The sequence below is a fragment of the Bacillota bacterium genome, from assembly GCA_013178305.1.
Taxonomy (GTDB): Bacteria; Bacillota; Sulfobacillia; order JABLXB01; family JABLXB01; genus JABLXB01.
The window spans coordinates 1-17,128 of record JABLXB010000007.1; the positions used below are offsets into that span (position 1 = coordinate 1).

12 protein-coding genes and 1 tRNA gene are annotated in these 17,128 nt (G+C 56.3%); 3 read left to right on the forward strand and 10 right to left on the reverse strand.

Annotated elements, in window-relative coordinates; all coding sequences use genetic code 11:
* Positions 1-159: 159 nt before the first annotated feature.
* Positions 160-2,997, reverse strand: a complete 2,838-nt coding sequence (locus HPY55_12635) for a DEAD/DEAH box helicase (protein ID NPV71472.1) — start codon at positions 2,995-2,997, stop codon at positions 160-162.
* Positions 2,998-3,607: 610 nt separating this feature from the next.
* Positions 3,608-3,775 carry a hypothetical protein gene (locus HPY55_12640; protein ID NPV71473.1) on the reverse strand — a complete coding sequence of 56 codons (168 nt, stop codon included), beginning with the start codon at positions 3,773-3,775 and terminating at the stop codon, positions 3,608-3,610.
* A 194-nt stretch (positions 3,776-3,969) separates the two neighbouring features.
* Here HPY55_12640 and HPY55_12645 point away from each other — a divergent pair, with 194 nt between their 5' ends.
* Positions 3,970-5,508 carry an IS21 family transposase gene (locus tag HPY55_12645; GenBank protein NPV71474.1) on the forward strand — a complete coding sequence of 513 codons (1,539 nt, stop codon included), beginning with the start codon at positions 3,970-3,972 and terminating at the stop codon, positions 5,506-5,508.
* Between the two features lie 54 nt (positions 5,509-5,562).
* Positions 5,563-6,279 (forward strand): ATP-binding protein, encoded by a 717-nt coding sequence (locus HPY55_12650; protein ID NPV71475.1) that lies wholly within the window; start codon positions 5,563-5,565, stop codon positions 6,277-6,279.
* 69 nt (positions 6,280-6,348) lie between these two features.
* Here HPY55_12650 and HPY55_12655 read toward each other — a convergent pair whose 3' ends face one another.
* Together HPY55_12655 and HPY55_12660 are read right to left on the reverse strand one after the other, a co-directional pair.
* A complete protein-coding gene (locus tag HPY55_12655; protein ID NPV71476.1) occupies positions 6,349-7,074 on the reverse strand; it encodes a DUF3991 domain-containing protein in 726 nt (241 codons plus the stop codon).
* A 124-nt stretch (positions 7,075-7,198) separates the two neighbouring features.
* Positions 7,199-7,783 (reverse strand): hypothetical protein, encoded by a 585-nt coding sequence (locus HPY55_12660; protein ID NPV71477.1) that lies wholly within the window; start codon positions 7,781-7,783, stop codon positions 7,199-7,201.
* A 726-nt stretch (positions 7,784-8,509) separates the two neighbouring features.
* Between HPY55_12660 and HPY55_12665 the strand changes: the two genes are divergently transcribed.
* Complete coding sequence (locus HPY55_12665) at positions 8,510-12,292, forward strand: AAA family ATPase (GenBank protein NPV71478.1); 3,783 nt, start codon at positions 8,510-8,512, stop codon at positions 12,290-12,292.
* A gap of 63 nt (positions 12,293-12,355) precedes the next feature.
* Here HPY55_12665 and HPY55_12670 read toward each other — a convergent pair whose 3' ends face one another.
* From HPY55_12670 to HPY55_12695, 6 genes are all read right to left on the reverse strand, one after another.
* The gene (locus HPY55_12670) at positions 12,356-13,285 is read right to left on the reverse strand and encodes a phage integrase family protein (GenBank protein NPV71479.1); all 930 of its coding nucleotides are present in this window, start codon (positions 13,283-13,285) and stop codon (positions 12,356-12,358) included.
* 137 nt (positions 13,286-13,422) lie between these two features.
* Positions 13,423-13,507 (reverse strand) — tRNA-Leu (locus HPY55_12675).
* A gap of 142 nt (positions 13,508-13,649) precedes the next feature.
* Positions 13,650-14,372 (reverse strand): ABC transporter ATP-binding protein, encoded by a 723-nt coding sequence (locus HPY55_12680; GenBank protein ID NPV71480.1) that lies wholly within the window; start codon positions 14,370-14,372, stop codon positions 13,650-13,652.
* A 14-nt stretch (positions 14,373-14,386) separates the two neighbouring features.
* Complete coding sequence (locus HPY55_12685; protein ID NPV71481.1) at positions 14,387-15,235, reverse strand: ABC transporter ATP-binding protein; 849 nt, start codon at positions 15,233-15,235, stop codon at positions 14,387-14,389.
* Positions 15,232-16,191: a branched-chain amino acid ABC transporter permease gene (locus tag HPY55_12690; protein ID NPV71482.1), complete on the reverse strand. Its 960-nt coding sequence runs from the start codon at positions 16,189-16,191 to the stop codon at positions 15,232-15,234. The genes HPY55_12685 and HPY55_12690 overlap by 4 nt, the downstream gene beginning before the upstream one ends.
* A 14-nt stretch (positions 16,192-16,205) precedes the next feature.
* Complete coding sequence (locus HPY55_12695) at positions 16,206-17,078, reverse strand: branched-chain amino acid ABC transporter permease (protein NPV71483.1); 873 nt, start codon at positions 17,076-17,078, stop codon at positions 16,206-16,208.
* Between the last annotated feature and the right edge of the window lie 50 nt (positions 17,079-17,128).

Genomic DNA, 17,128 nt, shown 5'->3' on the forward strand with positions numbered 1-17,128 from the left:
ATCACTTCCTTAACCTCCTGCATCCGCGTTCTGCCAAGTATGAGGATACAGGATTAGTGGTCGGGGTGGATCACTTTAAGACGAGCGTTTGCGGCATTACTGGATCACTTTTATTGTAACGAACGCACCATAACAGGCAGTGCCCGCTGCAGCCTCAAATCATCCTTGCCCGTCACTGCGAATCTGCCTAGACTTTACCAAGCCTTTCTGTCTCATGAGGGTCTCGATGAATAAGTCACGGGTAATGTCGCCTTCAACGACCCTCACATAAAGTTCGCCCAAATCCTGCACAGTCATCAGCTTATATGACTTACCAGGGGCCAACTGCGTATTAATATTAGCCGAGTTCTCTATGGCTAAACGGTGAAATCCCGGCCTTCCAAAAACAACGTAGGATGCCGCATTATAGGCGGCTCCAGATCGGATTATCTCCGCACATTTGCTGTCTGAGATGTTGGTCTTCGACGCTGTAACCGATGCGACCAGGGTCCCTGCATCAATTGTCATGACAATGTCGGGCTCTCCTTGCCGCTGAGTCTCGATGCGTCTTGCCGGGAGGTTCAGGGGAGGAGCATTCAGGAGGTTGACCACGGCGGCCTCTAGCGCTTTGGATTCCTCCTCATAGATGGCTCGCAACAATGTTGCGTCGTTCCCGCGTCTATTGAGTCGGTTAATCTGCGTATACTTGCTGCGTTCAAGCGAATCCTGAATATCGTTGGTGTACGCTTCCTGAATGCGCTGGGCCAAAGAGGGATTAATGATGTTCTTGAAATCTGCTGGGGGCGTGTCGAGTATTCGATCCGGTGAGGCAAATCCGTTGTCAACGAGTCTCCGTACTACTGTTCGAGTCACTCCGCGCACGCCCAGCTTACGGAGAGCGATCCCTTCTTCGGGCACGCCGTAGCGCAGTCTCTCACTCAATACGTAGAGTTGCTCCACGAAAGATGCACCGCAGTCCAACTGAAGTGCGATTCGGGCTATAACCTCGACTAACCACGAAGATCGCTCACTGATAGTCCGAATAGTCGCCGATAGAAAACGATTCCGTACGCCGTACGTATCCTCAATCTTGCTTGTCTCTATTCCGTGAATCCAATCGCGAAGAATGAGAAAGGCCTTCACCCGCCCTTGTGTTCGTTCGACGCTCTTGGTAGTATTGTTTGACCATGTCAGTAGCCCATTGCGATTAGGAGGGTCAATCTCTTCCAGGCGTTGTATTATCATGGGGTCCGATTCCCGGGTAAGGTATATGTCGATGTCCCTGGCCACCTCTCTGGGATGCATGCACGGGAAAATGACTTCCCAAGGATCCCATCTGGCCGGGTCTATCTTCTCGACAGTCTCTCTGAGAACAACAAAAGTCTCCACTTGGACTCCGCTAACCCCACACAACCTGCCCATCTTTGTCGCAGCGAGATCCGTTCCGTCACAACGTTCGATAAGCCCATTTTGAATGAGGAACTCGCAAGACCTCTTTATGGAGTCTTCGAGAGCCTGCCTAGTCGCCGGCCCCTTGTTCCAAGAAACAAAACCTGTGTAGGAAGCAAGAAGCAGGTTACTTATATCGACCTCATTCTTACACAACCCGCTTGCCAAGAGTCCCAGTATTATCTTCCTGTGGTCCTTGCCTTCGAGGGGTGGTCTCAGAGATTCGAACTGCCCCTTCACATATGTCTGCCAGTATTGAGACGCTTCGGCTGCGGAGTTGGCCACCAATATTGAGAGTCCTTCCTCTCCAAACCTTGTCCGACCGGCACGACCGGCCATGTTCTTGTATTCTGAAGTGGTGATGGGGGTTTCGAGAAGGCGGCCTTCGCTCTGTGAGTCCGGCTTAAGGGTATCTGGGATGACTACTATCGAGCTCGGGAGGTTCACTCCTACAGATAGAGTGCTAGTAGCAACCATCACTCCGATCTGCCCTTGGGGGTCTCGAAAGGCCTTTTCAAGGGCGAGCCGTGTCTCCACGGCTAGGTCTGCAGTATGAAACGCCACACCACCGTTCAGGCATTCGTGCAGGGCGTTCTCGGAATTAGTGCTCTCGACGTCCCGCAGTTCTTGAATGATTCTTGTTGCCGGAGGTAGGCCGAGAGTCTTAGACAGATACTGGGCCGTATCACGCGCTATAGGCCTCCACTTTCTGAAAATGAGCACGTGTTTGCCTTCTGAAACTGGCTTTCTGCAGATAATACTCAGACGCTCGAGAATCGATTGCTCCATTCTGGCTCTGGACGCCGCGCCGAAAGTGTTCTTAGGAATGGCGACCCCCGAAATTCCTTGGAGCACCTCGGTCCGTTCAATCCCTGTGATGGATTCTCGGATACGAAGGGTTCCGTCCGGTGATAGGACAGCCTCATGCAGCTCCAATGGCCTTGAACGAACGTCGCAATGAGTTGCGCCGAGCCACCTGTCCAATCCGTTTAGGTCACCCAAGACCGCCGACAAGCAGACGATCTGAATCGGCTCCCTGGCCTTCTCGTTTGCGGTTTTGATTTTGGTGAGAAGTATCTCTAACTCAGGTCCTCTTTCCGGGTCGTTGAGAGTCTGGATCTCATCAACGACAACTAACCCGCAATTGTTGACAACTGCCGGGTGCTGTGTCATCAACACATTCATTTTCTCGAATACCACTACTGCAATATGAAAACGGCCATTTAGAATACTGCTGTCAAATTCTGTTCGGTCGTGGCTAGAAACAGCAATTTCGAGTCCAAACGCCTCGTACTTCGACTTGAACTCTGCGTATCTCTCCTCTGCAAGTGCCTTCATCGGGACAAGGAAGAAGGTCCTCTTCCTTTTGTAGTATGCGTTGATTGCGGCCATTTCTCCCACGAACGTTTTGCCTGACGAGCTTGGGGCGGTAACGAGAAGACTGGCCCCATTCAGCAAGCCATACTCCAGGGCTTTCACTTGCACCTCTAGTAGAGAATCCCCCACCTCTGCTCGCCAGATGTTGACGACTTCGGGCAAGAATCCAAAGCGGTCAACCAATTGTTGCATGAGCTTGCCCCTCTCTGTTGGTTTTGGGATACCATATTAGACAACATCTCCCAAAGATCCTCCGCTGGACGCCGTTGTGTCGGTTCTTCTGGGCTAAGGTGACAGCCACTCACTGCCATCCTTCCTCCGATCAGGTGAGACATTAGGAGTGCATATTGATCCCAAGTCCCGCAATCCTTGTTGGCGCTCCCACTTTCCATACGCCACAACATCGTGACAAGAGACTCTGAGGATTAATATTGTCGCTGACAATGCGTTGTTCGGGGACATTTGCTTTAAGTCTTTCTGTCGAGGCTGCCGTGTGCCACAACGCTCGTCTCCATGTAGGGAGTTCGAGGGAATCAATGGAATTCATGTCGGTTGATGGAGGAGTCGTTCGACAAGAACGGCACCGTGTGGTGGCGTGGTCCTGCAGTCCGCCGCTCGATATGGAATCAGCTGCCATTAGGTCGGCAGGACGGTCTACGGGCTCGATTCCGTGTGGGGCTGTGGGGTTTGGGTTCGGGCGGCAAACAAGGCTGTGCTGGTGGGGATACTGGACGTTCCTGAGACCACCCCCGACACCCCGCAGAAGCGGATTCAACCACAGGATGCACGATGAGTCTTCAGATCACCGCCTCCACATCTTCCCAGTCAGGGCGTCGTTCCAGTCCTTATACTCCTTAGGTGGACTCATGTCAATCACGCCGTACCCGAGATTGGTTAAGTTCAACTCAAACTTCGCTGAGTTGTTGCGCCCTGGGTCGTCGTTGTCGAGGGCAAGAGCTACTGTCCGCACATCACCGTGGTCATCCAGGTGTCACACGTCACGTAATTCCCCACCCGTGATCGGCGCCCGCGTCACATAATTCCCCACCCCCGTGTCACGTAATTCCCCACCCAAAAGGTGGCACTGTGTTCTTCTGTAGAACACCGCCTCCCGTACATCTTGTTGGTCTTGGAGGTGTCGGGGTGGCACGGAGGTCATGGAACTTGAACCAAATCATCGAGATTCTGGAGCACTGGCAAGCGGGTCGGAGCGTCAAGTCGATCGCTGAGAGCCTTGGGGTGGATCGCAAGACGGTCCGAAAGTACGTCAACGGTGTGCTCAGCGCAGGCGTCACCCGGGAAAGCCATCTCGAGCGCGAGGAATGGGTCGCGTTGCTCAAGCAGCGGTTTTCCGAATTGGACCACGCTCAGCGTTCGCCGACGTATTTGCTTTTGGAGCCGCACAAGGATGAGATACGCGACGCGCTGGGCAAGAACAGAGTGATCACAGTCTGGAAGAGGCAGGTGGTACCCACGCTGCCCGGGCTGAGCCTCAGTTCGTTTCGACGCTGGCGGGATGTCATGCCCGAGGTCATAACGGGAAACCAGGTCACGGTATGGAGGCCGGATGTGCCGCCGGGAGAAGAGTCCCAGATAGATTTCGGCTATCTGGGCCCCTGGCAGGATCCCGCGACGAACAAGCAGTTGAGGGTATGGGCCTTCATCATGGTATTGAGCTACAGCAGGCATATGTTCGTGGAGCCGGTGTTTCGGCTGGACAGTCCTACCTGGCTTCATTGCCACATAGAGGCGTTCGAGTTTTTTGGCCGGGCGCCGAGGAGGCTGGTGCTCGACAACCTGAAGGACGGCGTGGTCAAGCCTGACATATACGATCCCGAGATCAATCTTGAGTACGCGCGCCTGGCCAGGCACTACGGCACGTTGGTAGACCCTTGTCGAGCCGGTCATCCAAAAGACAAGCCGCGGGTCGAGAGACAGGTTAGTTACGTTCGGGAAAGCATGTGGACTGGGATGCGGTTCGGCAACGTCGCGCACATGCGGCAACACAGCCGGCGCTGGTGTGTTGAGGACGCCGGCGCCCGCATTCACGGGACAACACGTTGGAGACCGTTCGAGTACTATGAGCAGAACGAGAAGCAGCATATGCTCCCGTTGCCCGCCGAGCGCTTCGAGGTGTTCGAGTTGACCACAGCAAAAGTGGCCCCTGACTCTCACTGCCAGGTGATGAGGGCCCGGTACTCAGTGCCGTTCAAGCTCCTGGGCCGGACACTCTCGGTACGCGTGGGCGAGAAGACGGTTGAATTCTACCACGGTGAGGACCTGGTGAAGACGCATATTAGGCGGTTTGACCGGGGAACCAGTACGGACATGACGGACCTGCCCGAGGAGAAGACAGCATTTTTTCTGCACACGCCCCAGGTATGCCTGCATAAAGCCCGGCAAATCGGGACCCCGGTTCACGATGTGGTGCTCGCACTCCTGAACCAGGGGGCGCTCATCCACCTGAGGCAGGCCCAGGGGATACTGCAGCTCGAACAGAAGCATGGAGCCAGAAGGCTCAACACCGCCTGCAAGATGGCGCTCTCCTGTGACGATCCCCACTACCGCACTGTCAAGCGAATCCTCGATAACCGGATGGACATGTCCTTTACGGAGGAACCCACGGACCGCAGTGCGCGGATCGGGGCGTACCTCCACGGTTCGAACGCGTTCGCGTTCGACTTACCGCAGAAGGGGGTATGAATCGTGCACACACATCATCTTGCCACCAAGTTAAAGGCCCTCAAGCTCGGCGGGATGCTCGATTCGCTCGAAACAAGGCTTGAGCAGGCGCAACATGACAACCATGGTTACCTGGTTTTCCTGGAATGGCTCCTCGAAGACGAGATACAGCGCAGGAACCAGAAGGCTCTCGCCATGAGAGTGAAGAAGGCGCGGTTCGATGAGGTGAGAAGCTTGGCCGAGTTCGATTTCAGATACAATCCCAAGATCCCCGCGGAGATGATCCGTGATCTCGCCACGTGTGGCTTTGTGGAGCGCGCCGAGTCCGTGGTGATCTGCGGGCCGGTGGGCGTCGGCAAGAGCCACGTGGCCCAAGCGATTGGTCATGCCGCTTGCCAGAGGGGATACAGCGTGCGCTACGTGAAGACAAGCCGTATGCTGGGAGACCTCGCCGGCGGCCGAATCGCCGGCAACTGGGAACAGCGACTGCACGCCTATGTCTCACCTGACCTGCTCATCCTGGACGACTTCGGGCTCAGGGATTTCGACGCCAGGAACTCCGAGGACCTGTTCGAACTGGTATGCGAAAGGCATCTTAAGCGTTCGACGGTCGTAGTATCCAACCGCCCTACGCAAGAGTGGTACGCGCTGTTTGCCAACCCCGTGCTCGCCGAGGGCGCGCTCGACCGCCTCATCAACAGCTCACACTACGTCCTGATGGACGGGCGGAGCTACCGCGCCCGCGGCCGGCCCGATAGGACCCAGGGAGGTGAACCGGATGGACTAGCGTAATTACAGGAAACGGGTGAGGAATTCCCTGACACACAGGGTGGGGAATTCCTTGACGCGAGCGGTGAGGAATTACGTGACGCGCGACACCAGGAACCGCGTCAGAGTCTGCCACCTTAGACCGTTCAAGCTCAGGAGATGGCCTGCCCTAACGAGTGGTCGAAGCACGGCCAACGACATGGCATCGATCGGGCTCTCTGTCACGGTTGTCAATGTGGAAGGGCTCTTTGGTGCCCACAGCCAACCATACGAGGAGTCGCTTCCAGCAGCCATACCTTTGAAGGGCCTGTTGGGGTTGCTCCCGCACAGGACAGCCCCCCGCATTTGCCCGTTTGAGTCGAGGCACGGAAAGACCGCATTGCACTTGTTGTCTGAGTACAAGAGACCGTCTCTCATGACCTCGGCAACAAGTCGTATGGGGAGGCCCCTATGCTGAACAAGGTGCTTTAGAACCCGCCTGGAATGGGCAGAAGGGTGCAGTGGCTGGAAACAATGCTTCGGCGCGGAAGTCTCCGTGTGGGGAGCTGGTGACGAAGTGGCACCGAAAGGGGAATCGTTTCGGAGCAACTCGTCCACGGCCTGTGCGAATCCCATGCCGAAAAACTGCATCAGGAAGTCGATCGCGTTGCCACCAATGCCTACCGAATGCCAGTACCATGTGTTGCCAGTGATAATGAGGCCTCCATATCCTGCGACCCTGAACTGCTTACCCTCAGGAATGAGATTGAAGCCACGTTCGGTCAGATAATCCACCAAGTCAATCCGGCGGGCAAGCTGCACCTGCTGATGCCCATACAAGCCCGTTCCCTCCATCCCGAGGCAGGTGTCCTTTTGGCCTACTTTCCTATTGTCCTTTTGTCCTGGTATCCTAGGGTAGGACGTATATCTAAATACAGATCCGTAAGACCGCCTGTTAACAAAATCACTGAGCTCCGGTGGTCAACCGGGCCCTCCCCTCCAGGTACTCACAGAACTCAAGAACGGCCAAGGCAAACATGTCCGTGTAGGCATCCGGTATCCAGACCGCCGATTGGGCGAGTCCGGCGACCAGTGCGGCTTCGGTGATTGTAGACATCGGGAGGCCGAGATCAAGTGATAGGTTCAGCAGCTCGCCGTGCACCCTCTCGAACAGCGACGCCTTGAGGTAGGTGGGGCTTCCTTTCAGGGAGCGGAAGCCTCCGTACGACTGGTTCACGAACAGCGGTTCCCGGGCTACGTCTACGCTCAAGTAGACAGACTCCCGGGCGCGCCTGATCTGCTCGATGGCAGGAACCCGGCGCACAACCCTGAGCCCGCAGCGAGTTGCGTAACGGCATGCAGATGAGACTTTGCGAAGACTGGAGCTACTGCGAACCAGGTAGAACAGCGTACTCAAGATGTGGCCCGAGACCTGGTTTAGAGTAACCGGGATCTGGTAGGGCATGTTGAGATCCTTCGCCCTTCTGCGGTCGTCAGAGTCGCCGGCTGCAACAACGTCCTCGAGCGATTCCCCTCCGAACAGCGGCACAGAATTCCAGCGTGAGATGCGGCCGTCGGGCGTTAGCCCCGTTGTTCGGGCCTTTCCGGTTGATTAGCCGTACTCGATATTCATCCTGGAACTTGTCGGCTCCAATAGCACCACAGACTGCAGGCATTCTACTCACTAAGCCCATCCGATCGTGAACGTCTCCGGCCCTGATCGTCACCTCGTGTTCACCCCGTAAACGAGCAGGTTCAATGTACTCTCGGAAGACGAATCTGCGGATTTCGTCTGCAAGCACGGCGCAGCCCTCCTTAAGTGTTGCCGCATCAGTGCGGGGAAGCGCAATGTCCACTGGATCTTCTCTGGATGCACTAACGGTTTCCTGCCAGTTGTGCAGAGGTACAGAGGTTTGCAAGATGCCACCGTGCTGAACTGTAGATTGCAGCGCGCCAGAGGGAAGCGGGTAACAAGACGGAGGAGGTTTTCAAGATTGGCGTCAATAATCGTACACCGAAGTCTTCTTTCCAGCCCCGCGGAGCGGAGGCCCCGAAGGGGCCGACGCGAACCCCTCTGTCCTCTGCACCCTACTACTTGACTTCGGCCGTATGAAGAGGTGTGAAGCGCCTTTCTTCTACGTGACGAAACCCTTGACGCATGGGGGGTCTGTCTACGAGTTCACAAATGTAGAATGCTCACAAGGATAGGCGGCGAATTTACAGAAATGACAGAAAGGGTGGCATCGGGACGCCGAGCGGTTGGGGGGTTTCCGAGATGTCTAAGGTCAATCAGATACAGAATGGTCTGAAGGGTCTGGGGGACGCGGCGTTTCAGAAACTGGCCGACGCCTATCTCTACAAGAAGGGCTATGGGTTAGTCAACCCTTTGGGGGCCGTAGCGGGTGCCGACAAAACGCGGGATGGGACGCCTGACACCTATGTACCGCTGCCTAACGGGAAGTATGTGTTCGCTGAATACACGACTCAACAGAGCCAATTGTTCCCGAAACTCTTGAATGACCTGCGCAAGTGTTTTGACGAGGCTAGGACAGGAATTGCGGTTAAGAAGGTTCAAGAGGTGGTCTTCTGTCATACGTCAGTCTTGAAGCCAGGTGAGGAGGATGTGCTCAGGCAAGAATGCCAGAAGCATGGTGTCAATCTTTCCATCTTTGGCATTGGACCCATCTCCCACGATCTCTACGAGAAATACCCCGAAATAGCCAAGGACTTCTTAGGCATTGAGGTCGATACGGGGCAGGTAATCAGCCCCGAAGTGTTTGTCGCGGCGTACAATCGCCAATTGATGGCCGCCCCCCTGAATACTCCGTTTCATTTCAGGGAGGAGGAGTTGAAACATGCATTGCGTGCACTAGAGGAGAGAGAGATGGTCCTTGTATCTGGTCGACCGGGAGTCGGGAAATCAAGGCTGGCGCTGGAGGTCTGTCATCGCTTTGAAGCGGAGCATCCTGAATACAAGGTCCGCTGCATCTTCAATAGGTATGTCGATCTGTTTCAGGATCTCCGTGTTCATTTCTCTGAGCCGGGGCACTACCTCATCTTTGCTGACGATGCCAATCGGGTGAACCGCTTTGAGTACGTTCTTCAACTCCTACACGACCGGGGCGAAGGCAGAGTGGTTAAGATTATTGCCACCGTGCGTGACTATGCTGTTGATAGAGTCTGGGAAATGGCTCGACCGTACGGAAAGCCAATTTCGGTCGAGGTGCCGCCCCTCAAGGATGAGCAGATTAAGGAGATCATCATGAAGGAGTACGGCATAAGTAACCTACTCTATCTTGACAGGATCGCTGACATCTCGGGGGGCAACCCTCGCCTCGCCATCATGGCTGCGCAGGTAGCCAATCGAGAGAATACACTCCGAAGCATTGTCAATGTATCGGCCTTGTACGATGAGTACTATAGATCTGTCAGGCAAGACCTTACGGATCTGGACGACAAGAACCTCCTCAGAGTGGCTGGCATTGTGGTCTTCTTCGGGGCGGTAGACCGCACTGACGAAAAAAGGACGAAATCCATTGAAGCAGTATTCGGAGTGCCTACTGAAGCCTTTTGGGGGCTAGCGAGGCGACTCCACGATCTAGAGATACTTGATATGTATGAATCCGAAGTGGTTCGGGTCTCCGATCAGATCCTTGCCACCTACCTTTTTAATCTTTGTTTCTTCCGTGATAAAGTGCTCGACTTCTCGATGCTCCTGGCGCACTTCTTCCCAACTCTCAGGGATCAGCTGGTCCACGCCCTGTATCCTGTCCTAGACGCATTTTTGAGCGAACAATTGATGGAGCAGTTACGCTCACAGGTTGGCGATTTCTGGCAGGAGCTCAAGGACCGAGAAGACATGAAGGGCCTGCTCAGCCTCATGGATGTGTTCTGGTTTGTCAAGAGCACCGAGACCCTAGCATGGATCAAGGACTATGTGTCAAAGCTGGAATCCGTGCCATCATGTCCTCCTGGGCTAGAGATGAAAGCAGACCCATGTGTTCCATCCCCCTCTGTTCTGAGTATCTTGAGTCACTTCTGGAATTCCCCAGACGATGCGGAAGTGAAAATCGCAGTAGAGCTTGTCCTGGACTATTTGGCAAAGCGACCCAACGAAGTGCAGCGAGTTCTACATGTTCTGGCAATCGATTTCGGGTTCAGACACACCTCTTTCATGCGTAGATTCTATATGCAAGAGACAGTAGTGCGTGTTCTGTGGGAGCGGACAAAAGACGGCACGGATGATAGGTTTTTGAAGGTTTTCATTGCCGTAGCACAGCAATATCTCCAGACTCAGTTCGAGAGCCTTGAATCGAAGAGAGACAACGCCGTGAGGATAATCAGGTTTCCACTCAGCCTGACTCCTGATGTTCGAAGACTACGCGCTTTGCTGTGGAATCGTCTCTTTCGATTATGGAGGACACCATCGGCGCGTGGGACTGTACTTGACTTCCTTCTCAACTACGAGAAGTCACTGCATGAATCTGAGGCCCTAGGGGTCATAACGCACGACGCGCAAGAGGTCATTCGTTTCATTGAAGAAAACCTGGATCCCAACGTCTATCGTCATTGTGTAGTGGCCCAGGGGTTTCTCCACTTGTTGGACAGAATGGGGATTCCTTTCGACGCGGGTCTGCGCTATAGGTTTAGAAATGCCGTATACAATCTCGCAGAAATTCTGACACAGGATGAGTTTGTTATGATGAGATCTGGAATCGACTATGAGGAGTGCCAGCGGTTAAGAAGAAGCCAGATTGAACAGTGCTTTGCCAACTATGGTTTGACTGAGTATCGGCAATTCTTCAAACATTGCCTTGAGATCTTGAAGTGGCTGGACCAAGGTACGGAGGAATATCGGTTTCGGTATTGGGTAACTGAAGTGCTTCTCGTTCTGAGTGAGCGCAAGCCTGCGCTCTACGTTGAAGTACTTGACGATTACCTGTCTCTCGGAGAACCACTCGCGATTGACCCCACACTGCCGGTAAGCAGGCTCGTAGAGGTTTCTGGGGCATGTCAGGCCTTTGTAATCTTAAGCCGATGTTGCCATCGCTACACTTCAAGAAGGAGATGGCTGTTTGCCTTATGCATATCAGTTCCTATTGGAGACATTACCGTCAGGCATCTCAGGCTGCTGTATTCTCTTTATCGGAGATCTAGACGGGAAGAAATGCCACAACGTATGGACTTCCTGACGAAGTATCAGAATCTTGATCCGAAGGTTGTTCTTAAGGTTACTGAGATTGTATTGGCGAAAACTGCGAAGGATTCAAAGAACGCCTTTGCTCTCTGCTCGCTGTTCAATCCGCACACGGAAATCGGCAAGAGTCTAGTAGAGGTATTTGGCGGGAACCCAGCCCTACTCAAGCGGTGTTACTTGGCTGTGCAAGCAGTTGATGAACATTCTGATTACAACGGAGAGGTCTTCGCCAAGATCTTGGATATGGACCGCACGTTCATTGTTGACTACATAGACTGGATGTATGGGCGAAAAGAACATCTTGGGCGTTACGATGACCCCCGCGATTACACCTTTATTTGGGAGCGCGAGGATTTCCAAGAATTGGTGGAACGAGCAGTTGAACGTATCTACGCGAATGAGAGAAATCGGCGGTGTCTTTGGTCAGCCTACCTAGTAACGTTTTTCCGCACCAGGGAAGACAAGCCTCCGGACGCGAAGGTACAGGAGAGGCAAGATTGGTGCCTGAGTAGACTAATCGAAAGCAGATCCGGAGACGCTGATTTCATGCAATTCGTTTTCAGTTTGATTGCCGAGTTTCCGGCTGAGCGGCGACTCCAGTTTCTCGTGCTATTCCTCGAACGGAACAAGGACTTCGAAGTCTTCAGAAGACTGCCACTTGAGCCGAGTCTCTGGACTTGGCGGGGAAGCGAAATTCCGGTACTCAAAGGCCGAGTCGAGTACTACGAGGCCATTCTGCCTCACTTGAATACAATAGAGCTTCTCACTCACAGGGCGCACGTACAGCATTACGTAGAAGCGCTTCGCCGAAGAATAGAGTGCGAAGAGAAGAGAGATTTCGTCGAAGGACGACCGACATAACAGTGGCTGTAAGGCGCGTCACCCAGGACTTCACGATTAGGAAGAAGCGGGGGGTCCCCGCTCTCACAATCCCCTCATCCTACATCCTTCCTGCTTGACCATTATCAGCGGGCTCGCCTTACTATGCTCCTTCCTCACATCCCCCTCCGTCAAGTGCACGTACCTCTTCGTCATCTCCAGCGTGCTATGCCCCATAAGCCTCTGTAGCGCCAGCGCATTGCCTCCCGCCCTCAGGAACTGCGTCGCAAACGTGTGCCTCAGCGCGTATGGGTGGAACTTGACCCCTAGCTCCTTCGCATACTTCTCCAGCCTGTCGCCCCAGGTATCGTTTCTGAGCGGAGTCCCCTCGGCGCTGCAGAACACAGGAACGCTTGAATCCCAGCTTGGGTGCCTGCTTGACATGAGCGTCCTGACCGCTTGAGCCGTGATGGGGGAGAGTGGCAAGGTCCGCGATACTCCCGTCTTGGCGACTCCTGGGGGTATTCTGGCTTCAAGCGCCCTGAGGTTGAAGTCGTCCGGCTTGAGCGAGAAGGCTTCCCCAGGCCTGGCCCCGGTATCCAGCACAAAGCACAGCAAAGCGTAGTCACGAAGCCCGGCAAAGCTTGTACGATCAGGCAGAGCGATCAAGCGTCTCACCGTATCAATGTCCAAGCACGTCATGCGGCCATCGTCCTTGCGCTTCTTGAAGCCGTCCAGGGAGTTGTCGGTGAATACTCCTTCCTTGACGCACCAGTCAAAGAACTGGCGGAGGTAGTTCCGGCGGATGTTGTAGGTGGCTGGCTTGATCCTCTCGCCCATGAACGAGTAGACGGACTCGAGGAGCTCACCAGTCCAAGCGTCAGGGTGGCGCCTGAAGAACAGGCCGATGACGTCGCGGTGACCCTTGATAGTGATGTCGCGCAAGCCTTGAGCCTGCTTGAACCACAGGTACTGCTGCATCGCCTCTTGCCAGGTGGCCGCTGCAGCCTTCCTCAGCCTCAACACTCTCGCCATAATTAAACGCCTCCTTACCTGGCTAAACAGTGAAGGAGGCTCATCCCAGACCCAAACGTCCCCGCCGCTTGCCCCACGAAAACCAAAACCGGGGTTCCGGCCGTCATCCTGACCGAAAACCCCGTTAATCTTCGACATGGTGTCGGGAGCGGGACTTGAACCCGCACGGTGTTCACCATACGCCCCTCAAACGTACGCGTCTGCCAATTCCGCCATCCCGACACGCTCTGAAATTGTGCATTACTTATTATAAGGTTCCCTACCTGCGATGTCAACGACCGGGGCGGCCTGCGCCCGCCCGGCAAAACCCCTCGTCAGCCACCATTTGCGAGCGCTAGGCCTCCGCTGCCTGCTCGCTACTGGATTACGCTCCGGCCGCCCTGCGCCGCTTGCCGAGATACGCGTCCTGCACCTCGGGGTTGGCCAGCATCTCGCGGCCCGTTCCCGACATCACGACGCGGCCGGTCTGCATGACGTATGCCCGCGCGGCGAGTCGCAATGCCTGGTTGGCGTTCTGTTCAACCATGAGCACCGTGACGCCCTGGTGGTTGACGCGCCTGATCTGGCGGAATATCTCCTGCACGAGCACGGGGGCCAGCCCGAGCGACGGTTCGTCGAGGAGCAGGAGCTTCGGGCGGGACATAAGCCCGCGGCTGATGGAGAGCATCTGCTGCTCGCCGCCCGACAGCGTGCTCGCGACCTGGGTTAGCCGCTCCTTCATGCGCGGGAAGATCTGGTACACCCACTCGAGGTCCGCCTGGATCTCTTTCTGGTCCCTGCGGAGGTACGCGCCCATGAGTAAGTTCTCGCGCACCGTAAGAGTGCCGAATATGCGCCTGCCCTCGGGTACGAGCGCGATGCCGGCCTCGACTACCTGGTGGGATGCGCGCGGAACGGGTTTCCCCTGGAACGTGATTGACCCCTTCGCGGGTTTGACCAGTCCCGCGATGGTGTTCAGCAGCGTGCTCTTGCCCGCGCCGTTGGCGCCGACGATACTGACGATCTCGCCCTCATTGACCTCCAGGGAGACGTCCTTGAGCGCCTGGATGGCGCCGTAATTCACGTGTAGGCCTTCGATCTTGAGCATTGCCTTGCCCGCCATTAGCGCCCCACCTTCCCGGATGAGCCGTTCGAGCCCCCGCCCGCCGCACCCGCAGCAGCAGCGGCGTCTTCCTCGTCATAGTCCTCGACCTCTTCGCCGAGGTAGGCGGTGATGACCTCCTGGTTCGCCTGGATCTCGGCCGGGTTGCCGTGGGCGATCGTGGCGCCGAAATTCAATACGAAGATGCGTTCGCAGATACCCATCACGAGCTCCATGTGATGCTCGATGACCAGTATCGTCAGATCGAACCTCTTGCGGAGGCCCTGGATGAGGTCCATGAGATCCAGCGATTCGTCGGGATTCATACCGGCCGCCGGCTCGTCGAGCAGCAGTAGCTTCGGCGACAACGCCAGTGCCCGGGCGATTTCGAGCTTACGCTGCAACCCGTAAGGGAGGCTGCCGGCGTGCGAATTCCAGTGGCCGCCCAGCCCCACGATTTCGAGGTACTCCATAGCCTTGTCGCGGATCTCGCGCTCCTGCTTCAGGAAGGCCGGAGTCCGGATCAACGCCGAGGCGAAGTTGTATTTGTAGCCGAGCTGCACGGCGGTCGTCACGTTCTGGATCGCCGGCAGGCCCTTGAATAGCCTGAGATTCTGGAAGGTACGGGCGATGCCGAGCCGCCCGATCTCGTGGGGGGGGAACCCTGTGATGTCCTTGCCTTCCAGCCGAACACGGCCCTCGGTGGGTTTGTATATCCCCGTAACGAGGTTGAACACGGTGGTCTTGCCCGCGCCGTTCGGCCCGATGAGGCCCACCAGTTCACCCTTCTGCATCTGGAGGCTGAAATCGCTGACGGCGGTGAGGCCGCCGAATTTCTTCGTAAGGTGTTCGATCTCGAACAACATCACTTGCCACCTCCCGAGCGGCCCGGCGTGCGCGGGCCCAAGCCGCCCGTCGCGCCGGCCGCGCCGGCACCTGTGCCTGCCGGCGGTCTCGAGCCGGGCGTCCAGTCGCGCGAAACCCCGAACACCTTGAGGATGCCGTTCACCGAGAGCTCCCAGGTGCCGAGCAGACCGCTCGGCCTGAGTACTATCGTCAACACCAGCGCCAGGCCGTAGAACACCATACGCCACGTCATCAGTGGTCTGAATACCTCGGGTATGGAGGTCAGGATCCCGGCCGCCACGGCTGACCCCGTCAGGCTGCCCAGCCCGCCGAAGACGATGCTCGACGCAAGCTCGGTAGACTTGGCCATGTCGAACATCCGGGGCTGGACGAAGCTCATGAAGAACGCGAATAGCCCGCCCGCGGTTCCGCAGTAAAACGCGCTTATCGCCAGCGACATCATCTGGCTGTGCGCGACGTTAATCCCGAGTGACTGCGCCGCGAGCCTGTCCTCGCGGATGGCGATCAGCGCCCGCCCAAAGCGCGAGTAGAGGATGTTGCGCATGAAGTACAGCGCCAGCGCGGCGAACACCAGCGCGACCGGGAGCCTGGTCATCGTAGGGATGCCGGGGAACCCGCGCGCCCCGCCGGTGAACGTCCCGCCGTTGTCCATGATGAGGCGCACTGCTTCACCGAAGCCGAGCGCCGCGATGGCGAAGTAGTCGCCCTTGAGCCGAAGCGTCGGGTACATGATGAGGCTGACGAGGCAGGCCATGGCGCCACCGAGGGGCAGGGCGAGGAGGAATGGGAGCTTGGCGCGGACCACCAGCATTGCGGCTGTATAAGCCCCGATCGACATGTAGCCCGCGTGGCCGAAACTGAACAGGCCGGTGAACCCCGTCAGGAGGGCGACGCCGGTGACCGCCACCACGTTTATCGACATCAGCGTCAGTACGCTCTGATGATAGTTAGACAGCATGCTCCACCCTCCCCTCAGACCTTTTCCTCGGTATAGATGCCCATGATGCCGTTGGGCCTGAATAGCAGCACAAGGATGAGCGTGAAGAAAACTATGAGATCGCGCAGGGTCGTCGAAACGAACGCCGCCGTGTAGGTCTCGAGCAACCCGAGCAGCAACGACCCGACGATGGCTCCGGGCAGGCTTCCCAGCCCGCCGAATATGGCAGCGACGAACGCCTTGATCGTGAGGTAGCCGAGTTGCGGGTACACCGTGTACTTGACGCCGAGCACCACCCCGGCGATGCCGGCCAGGAACCCCGCGATGAAGAACACGGTCGTCAGGATCCTGTTCACGTTGACGCCCATGACGCCCGCAACCTGCAGGTCGAACGCGGCGGCGCGTATGGCCATGCCGGTCTTGGTCCTGGCGATGAAGTACTGCAGCAGGGCAAGGAACACAATAGCAACCGTCGCGGACACGATGTCCAGAATCCCGACGGTGAACTCTCCAAACGAAAACGATTTGAAGGGGAGCAGCGGGGGATACGTCCTGAACTGCGGGCCAATGCCCGCGATGATGAAGTTCTCGCAGAAAATCGAAATACCCATCGACGCGATTATGAAATACAGTGTCTTGGCGCCGTGAGCGCGTATGGGCCTGTATGCAAGCCTCTCAACCACCGTGGCTGTGATTCCGCTGAACACGAATGCGGCAACGACCCCGATATACATAGGGAAAATCTTCATAGACAGGACGAAGAACCCGGCGTAGGCGCCGGCCACCAGGAAACTCCCGTGGGCGAAGTTGCTGAACTGCAGGATGCTGTAAATTAGTGAGTAACCGACCGCGATCAGCGCGTAGACGGACCCGATCGACAACCCGTTTACCGTCTGCTGCAAGAGCATTGCCACTGCGTTCACCCCTTGTTCGGGTTCGGGCGGAGAGTATGATTACG

What these genes read in the sequence shown, in the direction of transcription:
- HPY55_12635 (NPV71472.1), bottom strand. Translation starts at nt 2,997, where the DNA reads ATGCAACAATTGGTTGACCGCTTTGGATTCTTGCCCGAAGTCGTCAAC.
- HPY55_12650 (NPV71475.1), top strand. Translation starts at nt 5,563, where the DNA reads ATGCTCGATTCGCTCGAAACAAGGCTTGAGCAGGCGCAACATGACAAC.
- HPY55_12665 (NPV71478.1), top strand. Translation starts at nt 8,510, where the DNA reads ATGTCTAAGGTCAATCAGATACAGAATGGTCTGAAGGGTCTGGGGGAC.
- HPY55_12670 (NPV71479.1), bottom strand. Translation starts at nt 13,285, where the DNA reads ATGGCGAGAGTGTTGAGGCTGAGGAAGGCTGCAGCGGCCACCTGGCAA.
- HPY55_12680 (NPV71480.1), bottom strand. Translation starts at nt 14,372, where the DNA reads ATGCTCAAGATCGAAGGCCTACACGTGAATTACGGCGCCATCCAGGCG.
- HPY55_12690 (NPV71482.1), bottom strand. Translation starts at nt 16,191, where the DNA reads ATGCTGTCTAACTATCATCAGAGCGTACTGACGCTGATGTCGATAAAC.
- HPY55_12695 (NPV71483.1), bottom strand. Translation starts at nt 17,078, where the DNA reads ATGCTCTTGCAGCAGACGGTAAACGGGTTGTCGATCGGGTCCGTCTAC.